The organism is Pinirhizobacter sp. (assembly GCF_035317885.1).
Classification (GTDB): Bacteria; Pseudomonadota; Gammaproteobacteria; order Xanthomonadales; family Rhodanobacteraceae; genus Pinirhizobacter.
In genome coordinates this window covers 1-6,992 of sequence record NZ_DATHFX010000364.1, presented here as the reverse complement: position 1 = coordinate 6,992, position 6,992 = coordinate 1, and the positions used below count along the sequence as shown (strand labels likewise).

Annotated in this window: 10 protein-coding genes; 2 read left to right on the top strand and 8 right to left on the bottom strand. The window is 65.2% G+C overall.

What is annotated here, in order from left to right; translation table 11 throughout:
* A partial coding sequence (locus VK519_RS12010; RefSeq protein ID WP_324350067.1) for an aminotransferase class I/II-fold pyridoxal phosphate-dependent enzyme occupies positions 1 to 497 on the bottom strand: 497 nt, incomplete at its 3' end.
* Between the two features lie 48 nt (positions 498 to 545).
* Positions 546 to 1,400 (bottom strand): tRNA 2-thiocytidine(32) synthetase TtcA, encoded by an 855-nt coding sequence (ttcA, locus tag VK519_RS12005; RefSeq protein WP_324350065.1) that lies wholly within the window; start codon positions 1,398 to 1,400, stop codon positions 546 to 548.
* Between the two features lie 111 nt (positions 1,401 to 1,511).
* On the opposite strand from ttcA, the gene VK519_RS12000 reads away from it, so the two are divergent.
* Positions 1,512 to 1,718 (top strand): YdcH family protein, encoded by a 207-nt coding sequence (locus VK519_RS12000; RefSeq protein ID WP_324350063.1) that lies wholly within the window; start codon positions 1,512 to 1,514, stop codon positions 1,716 to 1,718.
* Complete coding sequence (locus VK519_RS11995) at positions 1,711 to 2,325, top strand: GNAT family N-acetyltransferase (protein ID WP_324350061.1); 615 nt, start codon at positions 1,711 to 1,713, stop codon at positions 2,323 to 2,325. The genes VK519_RS12000 and VK519_RS11995 overlap by 8 nt, the downstream gene beginning before the upstream one ends.
* Here VK519_RS11995 and VK519_RS11990 read toward each other — a convergent pair.
* The 6 genes from VK519_RS11990 to VK519_RS11965 form a co-directional block, all read right to left on the bottom strand.
* Positions 2,297 to 3,301, bottom strand: a complete 1,005-nt coding sequence (locus VK519_RS11990; RefSeq protein WP_324350059.1) for an HlyD family secretion protein — start codon at positions 3,299 to 3,301, stop codon at positions 2,297 to 2,299. The genes VK519_RS11995 and VK519_RS11990 overlap by 29 nt on opposite strands.
* Complete coding sequence (locus tag VK519_RS11985; RefSeq protein WP_324350057.1) at positions 3,298 to 3,510, bottom strand: DUF1656 domain-containing protein; 213 nt, start codon at positions 3,508 to 3,510, stop codon at positions 3,298 to 3,300. The genes VK519_RS11990 and VK519_RS11985 overlap by 4 nt, the downstream gene beginning before the upstream one ends.
* Positions 3,500 to 5,620, bottom strand: coding sequence for an FUSC family protein (locus VK519_RS11980; protein ID WP_324350055.1), 2,121 nt, complete (start codon positions 5,618 to 5,620; stop codon positions 3,500 to 3,502). The genes VK519_RS11985 and VK519_RS11980 overlap by 11 nt, the downstream gene beginning before the upstream one ends.
* 22 nt (positions 5,621 to 5,642) lie before the next feature.
* Positions 5,643 to 6,137, bottom strand: coding sequence for a MarR family winged helix-turn-helix transcriptional regulator (locus VK519_RS11975; RefSeq protein ID WP_324350053.1), 495 nt, complete (start codon positions 6,135 to 6,137; stop codon positions 5,643 to 5,645).
* A gap of 190 nt (positions 6,138 to 6,327) precedes the next feature.
* Positions 6,328 to 6,732, bottom strand: coding sequence for a DUF4156 domain-containing protein (locus tag VK519_RS11970; RefSeq protein WP_324350051.1), 405 nt, complete (start codon positions 6,730 to 6,732; stop codon positions 6,328 to 6,330).
* 47 nt (positions 6,733 to 6,779) lie between these two features.
* Positions 6,780 to 6,992, bottom strand: a 213-nt coding sequence (locus VK519_RS11965) for a hypothetical protein (protein ID WP_324350049.1), incomplete at its 5' end; no start/stop codon positions are given.

Below are 6,992 nucleotides of genomic sequence, written 5' to 3'. Positions count from 1 at the left end.
GACAGCATGCCGGCAAAATCCAGACCGTGGCTGGCGGCGTCGTAATAGGGGTAGTTCACCACCTGGAAGCCGGCCGCTTCGAACAGGGCGCGGTGGTTTTCCCAGCTGGGATTGCTGATGGCGACGGGCACGCCAGGATTGAGGTGCTTGAGGAAATCCGCACCCACCGTCAGCGCGCCGGTACCGCCCAGGCCTTGCGCGGTCACCACGCGGCGCTCGGCGACTAGCTGCGATTCGGAGCCGAACAGCAGGCGTTGCACCGCGCCGTTGTAGGCGGCAATACCGTCGATAGGCAGGTAGCCACGGGGTGTGAGGTGGCCCAAGCGGGCCTCTTCGGCCGCGCGCACGGCGCGCAGCAGCGGCACATGGCCGTCGGCGTCGTAGTAGACGCCTACACCAAGGTTCACCTTGTGCTCGCGCGTATCGCTGCCATAGGCCTCGTTGAGCCCCAGGATGGGATCGCGGGGGGCCATTTCGACATGGGTGAACGGGGTCATGGAATCAAAGCCTTCGGCAGCTGGAACGGGAAATGGGGAACATTTGGTTTATTCGGTGGCATCGCCGTGCCCGGCAAGCCAGGCACAGGCATCGGCGCCGGCCGTGGTGCCGAAGGAGAAGTCGAACAGCGAGCGGTCGGCCAGCTGCGAGGGCGCCACGTTGCCCAGTGCTCGGAAGATCGTTTCCGCGCGCCCGGGGAACTGGCGCTCCCACTCGTCCAGCATGCGCCGTACGGCCTTGCGCTGCAGGTTTTCCTGCGAACCGCACAGGTTGCACGGAATGATCGGGAATCCACGATCCGCAGCGTAGGCCGCGATGTCGTCTTCGCGGCAATAAGCCAGGGGCCGGATCACCGTGTGCGCGCCGTCGTCTGAACGAAGCTTCGGCGGCATGGCTTTCAGGCTTCCCTGATAGAACATGTTCAGGAAGAAGGTGCCCAGGATATCGTCGCGGTGATGGCCCAGGGCGATCTTGGTCACGCCGTTCGCGCCCGCCCACTTGTACAACGCGCCGCGGCGCATGCGCGAGCACAGGCTGCACATGGTCTTGCCAGCCGGGATCACGCGGGTGACCACCGAATAGGTGTCCTGCTCGATCACGTGGTACGCCATGCCGAGCGATTGCAGGTAGCCGGGCAGCACGTGTGCGGGAAAACCCGGCTGCTTCTGGTCCAGGTTCACGGCCACCAGCTCGAACGGCACCGGGGCCTTGGCCTTCATCTGGATCAGGATGTCGAGCAGGGTGTAAGAATCCTTCCCGCCGGACAGGCATACCATCACCTTGTCGCCAGCTTCCACCATGGAAAAATCGGCGATCGCCTGCCCCACCTGGCGACGCAGCCGCCGTGCCAGTTTGGCAACCTCGTAGGCTTCTTTGCGGGAGTCGGGGACAGGGGCTGGCATGGGTGCGGCGCGGGCTGGACAACGCATTGTAACAGGGCCTTCGCTGATGCTTCCCCGTGTCACGTTCAGCAGACTACACTCGACGCTTCCCCCCTAGCCGCCGTGGTTCGCATGCAGGCCCAGGATCCCGCCGAGACCGCCCGTCGACTGGCCGAACTCCGCAGTGAGCATCGTGACCTCGACTCGGCGATCGACCAGCTGATCGCCGCCCGTGCGGGCGACGAGCTGCAGCTGACGCGCATGAAGAAGCGCAGGCTGGCGCTGAAGGATGCTATTTCCCGGCTCGAAAGCCGCCTCATCCCCGACCTGGATGCCTAAAATGATGCCCGTGACCCTGCGCGACGAACACGTCGCGCTCGAGCCGCTCGACGTCGACCACATCGAAGCCCTGGAAGCCGCGGCCATCGACGGGGAACTGTGGAACCTGTGGTTCACGTCCGTGCCGCCGCCTGGCCAGATGCACACCTATGTGGAAAAGGCCCTCGCCGGCCAGGCGGAAGGCCGCATGCAGCCCTTCGCTATCCGCGAGGCCACCAGCGGCGAGATCGTCGGCAGCACGCGCTTCTACGACATCGACGACACGGTGCCGCGCATGGCCATCGGCTACACCTGGTATGCCCAGCGCTGGCAGAAAACCCACCTCAACACCTGCTGCAAACGGCTGCTGCTGCAGCACGCCTTCGAAACCGTCGGCGCGGCCTCCGTTCAACTGCATGCGGACAGCTACAACGTGAACTCGCAGCGCGCCATCGCGCGCCTGGGCGCCACGCAGGATGGCATCCTGCGCTCGCACCAGAAGCGGCCCAACGGCACGCTACGCGATACGGTGTGCTTCAGCATCCTGGCCACCGAATGGGACAGCGTGAAGCATTCGCTCGAGCTTCGGCTGGAGCGGCTTACCGCGCCTGGCCAGGGTGCACGATAAGCGTGGCCGTCATGCCGGCGGCGAGTACCGTGCCCGCGGGCAGGTGGTCGGCGTCGATCTTCACCCGGACCGGCACTCGCTGGGCCAGGCGCACCCAGTTGAAGGTCGGGTTCACGTCCGATAGCAGATCCGTGCCGGTGGGGTTGTCAGCGTCGGTAATGCCGCGCGCGATGCTTTCCACGGTGCCCGTCAGGCGCGCACCGCCGGCCAGCAGGCGAATGTCCACCTTGTCGCCCACGCGCACGGTGGGAAGCTTCGTTTCCTCGAAATAGCCGTAGATCCAGTAACTATGGCTGTCGATCAGGGCCATGCGCGGCGTGCCGGTGCTGGCGTAGTCGCCCACGCGGATGTCCAGGTTGGTCACGTAGCCATCCACCGGCGCGCGCACCTCGGTGCGATCGAGGTTCAGCTGCGCGGCGGCCAGTTCCACCTGCGCCTGGGTCACGGCGGCCAGCGCCTGCTGCTGGCCGGCGCCTGCCTGCCGGGTGCTGGCCTGGGCTTGCTGCCACGCGGCGTGCGCGGCATTGGCGGTGGCCTGCGCGTTCGCGCGGTCCTCGGCCGAGATCACGTTGTTGATCAACTTCTGCCGCCGCTCGGACTGCGCGGCGAGCATGTCGTAGTTGGCCTTGGTCTGGTTGGCCCCGGCCGATGCGGCGTTGATGCTGGCACCGGCGGCGCGAGCGGCGGCCTCGGCGGCAGCGAGGTTGGCCTCGGCCTGCGCCACGGCATTGATGTAACGCGCGCGGTCGATGACAAACAGCAACTGGCCCTTCTTCACCGTCTGGTTATCCAGCACGTCGACTGCGGTGACCAGGCCCGCGACATCCGGCGCAATGCGCACTACCTCGGCACGCACGCGTCCATCGCGCGTCCACGGCGAATACATGTAGTGCTTCCACATGGCATGGCCGATGAGGATGGCCAGGAGCACCACCACCACGGTGATGGCCAGGCGAACGAGGCTTGCGAGTTTCATGATGGCGGGACCTGGAAGAGCAGCAGCGCGATGCTGCCGAAGACGCAGACGAAGGCGGCGATGCGAAAGAGCGACGGGTGCCACACGTGGCGATACAACCCGTAGCGGCCGGCAAGCCAGTCCAGCGCCCACAACAGCAACATGGAACCTACGAACACCAGCAACAGGCTGGGGACCAACGCGTCGCCGAGGGCGATTTCACGGGGCATGGGCGATCTCCTCGGGGTTGGGCATCTGCGGCATGTAGGCGGCCAGCACTGATTCGCCGTCCAACAGCGCCAGCCGGATCAGGTGCAGGTTGTCCAGCAATACGCAGGTATGTTCCGCCTCGCTGGTGGCGGCGATGGCGGTCGCCACCGCGTCGCGGGCTACGAGGTAACGTTCGGCGTCGGGCCGCTCGTAGAAGCGCGCCAGAGCCTGCACAACCCCATCCATGATTCGCCGCGTGGTCGCCGACATATCCAGCTCCTTCATCGCGTAACGAAGTTCGATCACCGCGCGGCCGGTCTCGTGTACGGCCAGCGCCCAGGCGATCAGCGCACGGGAGTCGGCACTGCCTGCTTGCGTTTGCGACACCACCTGGCTGAAGAGGTCGTGGTTGACGCTTTCGAAGCGGTGCCGAAGACCCGGCAGCGGCGCTTCGGCAGCCAGCGCCACCTGTCGGCGCAAACGCTCCAACTGGCGGCGACGCAGCCATCTACTGCCGATGGCCGGCGGCACGATCATGAATGCCACCGCCGCGGCCCCCACGCCAGCGACCTGTGCGATTCCAATGTTGAGGAACGACGCCGGGTCGAACACCATCGGATTCTGCAGGGCCAGCAGATTGACAAAACCGAACGCGCAGCCCAGGCCGAAGCTCGCCATCGATGGCCGTATCATCATCACCACGCTGACGATCATGAATGGCGCGGTTCCCGCCACCAGCAGGCCATAGCCATCGACCTTGGTAAGCACGAAGAAGACGCAGGCGAAGCCCATGGCCACGCCCAGGACATAACCCAGCAACACCGAACCTGTGACGTTGGCGGGGTTGGGGGTAGCTGCGAACAGGGCGGCGAACACCGTGGCCAGCAGCATCGCGCTGGAGCCCACCGGCCACGCCGTTTCGATCCAGAACACGCCAAGCACCAACATGGTGACGGTGGTGCGCGTCGTAGCCACCAGCGCGCCGGCAAAGTCGTTGCCACGCACGAAACGCACGCGCTCGGTGGAACTGGCCCCCACGCGCGGCGCCTCCAGTGAGGCCGCGGCATCGACGAAGTCGTGTAGTTCGTCGACGAAACGCTGCACGAGCGCGGCGCCCGTGTCGAAGTCGCGACGGTCGGTGGGATCAGCCAGTGCCTCGCGCAACACCGGTGCGTTCGCTTCCATCGCCTGGCGCGCCTGCACCAGCCGCGGCAGGAATATCCTTGCCCTCGTCCCGGCCTCGATCGGCGCGGCCAGGGCGGCGCCTATGGGCGCATAAAGATGGATCAGCGCCTGCGCCGACGCCGTGCGCCCAGCCTTCCCAAGGCGATTGATCAAATGATGAAGCGACTGGAACGTGGTCGATGCCGCCATGAAGCGCTGGTTGTAGAGCTCCATGTGGCTGCTTCGCGCACGCGCCTCGGCGTCTTCGAAGATCACGGAACTGCGCAGGTCTTCCAGCGCGACGGCGTCGCGCACGAAACGCAGGTGCGCGCGCTCCATCTGCTCGCGGGCGATGCGGCCGCCGGTGGCACCCTGCACGAAGGCAATGAAATGCGCGAACTGGTCGCGTGCCGTACGGCGAAGCACGTCGCGCATCTTCGAGGGGAAGATGACATCGCTCACCACGCCGCTCACCAGCAGAGCCAGAAGCACTTCACTCAGGCGTGCCACGGCTGAATCGAACACGGCCGGCGGGTTGTCGATCACCGGCAGGCCGACGATCGCCGCGGTGTACCCACCCAGCACGAATGCATACGCCTTGAAGTTACGGTAGAACGTGGCGCCACCGGCGCATATCCCCAGCCACAGCGACATCGCCACCAGGAACAGTTCGCGCTGTTGGGGAAATGCCGCGACGATAAGCACCGCCACCAGGGCGCCGCCCACCGTGCCGATGGCGCGGTAGAAGCTCTTGGCCAGCACCATGCCCGACTGGCGGTTGGCCACGATGATGGTGGTAAGCATGGCGCTGGTGGGAGCTGGCAAACTCAACCGCATGGCCAGCCAGCCGGTCAGGTAGAACGCCAGCAACGTCTTGAAGACGAACAGCCACGTGCCAGCCTCCTCGTACAGGGTGTCGACCACCACCCTGCGAGAAGCCGGCAACGGCGTGCCTGTATCGGTCATGGACATCGTCCAGGCGTCTCGTTCAGTCGATCAAGCCGTCGAGCATTTTCTTCAGCAGCCGCTCGAGCTTGTGCTGGTCGTCGGCGCCAAGCTTGTCCGTCTGCCGGCCAAGCAATCCGCAGATCTCCGGCAGGAAGCTTTCAATCAGCGCCTCCCCTCCGGGGGTGAGTGTGAGTACCACCTTGCGGCGGTCGTCGCTGCTGCCCTTGCGGTGAATCAACCCCTTCTCGCACAACTGGTTGGTAAGCCGGGTGATGTTGGCTGACTTCTCACCGGCAGCGTCGGCCAGGTCCGAGGGTGTCATCTCACCGCTTGGAGTGCCGTACATCATCATCAGGAGGTTGTACTCCGGATGGTTCAGGCCAAAGGGCTTCAGTACGGCGTTGGCGTCGTCGTGGACGACCTTGTAGATATGCTTGATCAGGCGCACCAGCACGGCCGGTTCGCGGGGAAACGCGGGGTGGCGCTCGCAGGTGACGGCAAGGCGGCGTTCGGTCGGGGCGAAACTGGAGTTCATCGGCTCGGGCCTGATTGGACTGGCCGATATAGTTTACTTATGTAATTTACATTTGTAAATAGAACTATATCTCCAGGGCAAGAAAAAGGGCGCCGCTGGGCGCCCAATGCTGTTTTCCTGGAGTGTCCCGCGGAGGAAGCCGGGGTCAGAGTTGTGACTCTGACCCCTTAAGTGTCCCGACGGGTATCTACTAGCCCTTGGTCGGGAAGGTCTCCACGCCATTGGCGGGCGGCGGATTGTCCTGCCGCGGGGCCTCGCGCTGGCCGGACGAGGGCAACGGACCGCTGCCGCATTTGTATGCGCCCCAGGCCTGGTTGCCATCGGTGGGCTCACCCAGCGGTTTGATGGTGTCGGCGTGCAGCTCCGCCGCCTGGTTGCGGGCGAGCACTTCCAGCTCGTCGCGTACCTTGATGTCGTTGCGGTCGATCGGCCCGACGCGGCTCTGCACGGACACCGTCATCTTGCCCACGTTCTGGCAGCTCGATACATCGCGGCTCCAAGCGGTGCGCACGTTCTTCGCCCCCTCGTCGAGGTTGATGCCCCAGGTGCAGCCGGCCAGCAGCAACACGGGGACGAAGACAAGGGCGTGGCGCATGGCGGGGCTCCGGTGGTGGCTGTTGGCGATGTTAATCCTTCCGTTGGTCATTTCACCGGATTCCCGTCGGCATCGATCACGTGCACCTCGCCCAGGTTCAGCGCGCGCACGGGTTTCTCGATCTGGCGGAAGTCGCCCACGATCACCCAGGTCAGCGCCTTGGGCACGATGACCTCCCTGATGGCCTTCTCGGCGGCCGCCTGGCTCACCGCGTCGGTCTGGGACTTGAGCGTCTGCACGTAGTCATCCGGACGGCCATA

What these genes read in the sequence shown, in the direction of transcription:
- ttcA (WP_324350065.1), bottom strand. Translation starts at nt 1,400, where the DNA reads ATGCCAGCCCCTGTCCCCGACTCCCGCAAAGAAGCCTACGAGGTTGCC.
- VK519_RS11980 (WP_324350055.1), bottom strand. Translation starts at nt 5,620, where the DNA reads ATGACCGATACAGGCACGCCGTTGCCGGCTTCTCGCAGGGTGGTGGTC.
- VK519_RS11975 (WP_324350053.1), bottom strand. Translation starts at nt 6,137, where the DNA reads ATGAACTCCAGTTTCGCCCCGACCGAACGCCGCCTTGCCGTCACCTGC.
- VK519_RS11995 (WP_324350061.1), top strand. Translation starts at nt 1,711, where the DNA reads ATGCCTAAAATGATGCCCGTGACCCTGCGCGACGAACACGTCGCGCTC.
- VK519_RS11985 (WP_324350057.1), bottom strand. Translation starts at nt 3,510, where the DNA reads ATGCCCCGTGAAATCGCCCTCGGCGACGCGTTGGTCCCCAGCCTGTTG.
- VK519_RS11970 (WP_324350051.1), bottom strand. Translation starts at nt 6,732, where the DNA reads ATGCGCCACGCCCTTGTCTTCGTCCCCGTGTTGCTGCTGGCCGGCTGC.
- VK519_RS12000 (WP_324350063.1), top strand. Translation starts at nt 1,512, where the DNA reads ATGCAGGCCCAGGATCCCGCCGAGACCGCCCGTCGACTGGCCGAACTC.
- VK519_RS11990 (WP_324350059.1), bottom strand. Translation starts at nt 3,301, where the DNA reads ATGAAACTCGCAAGCCTCGTTCGCCTGGCCATCACCGTGGTGGTGGTG.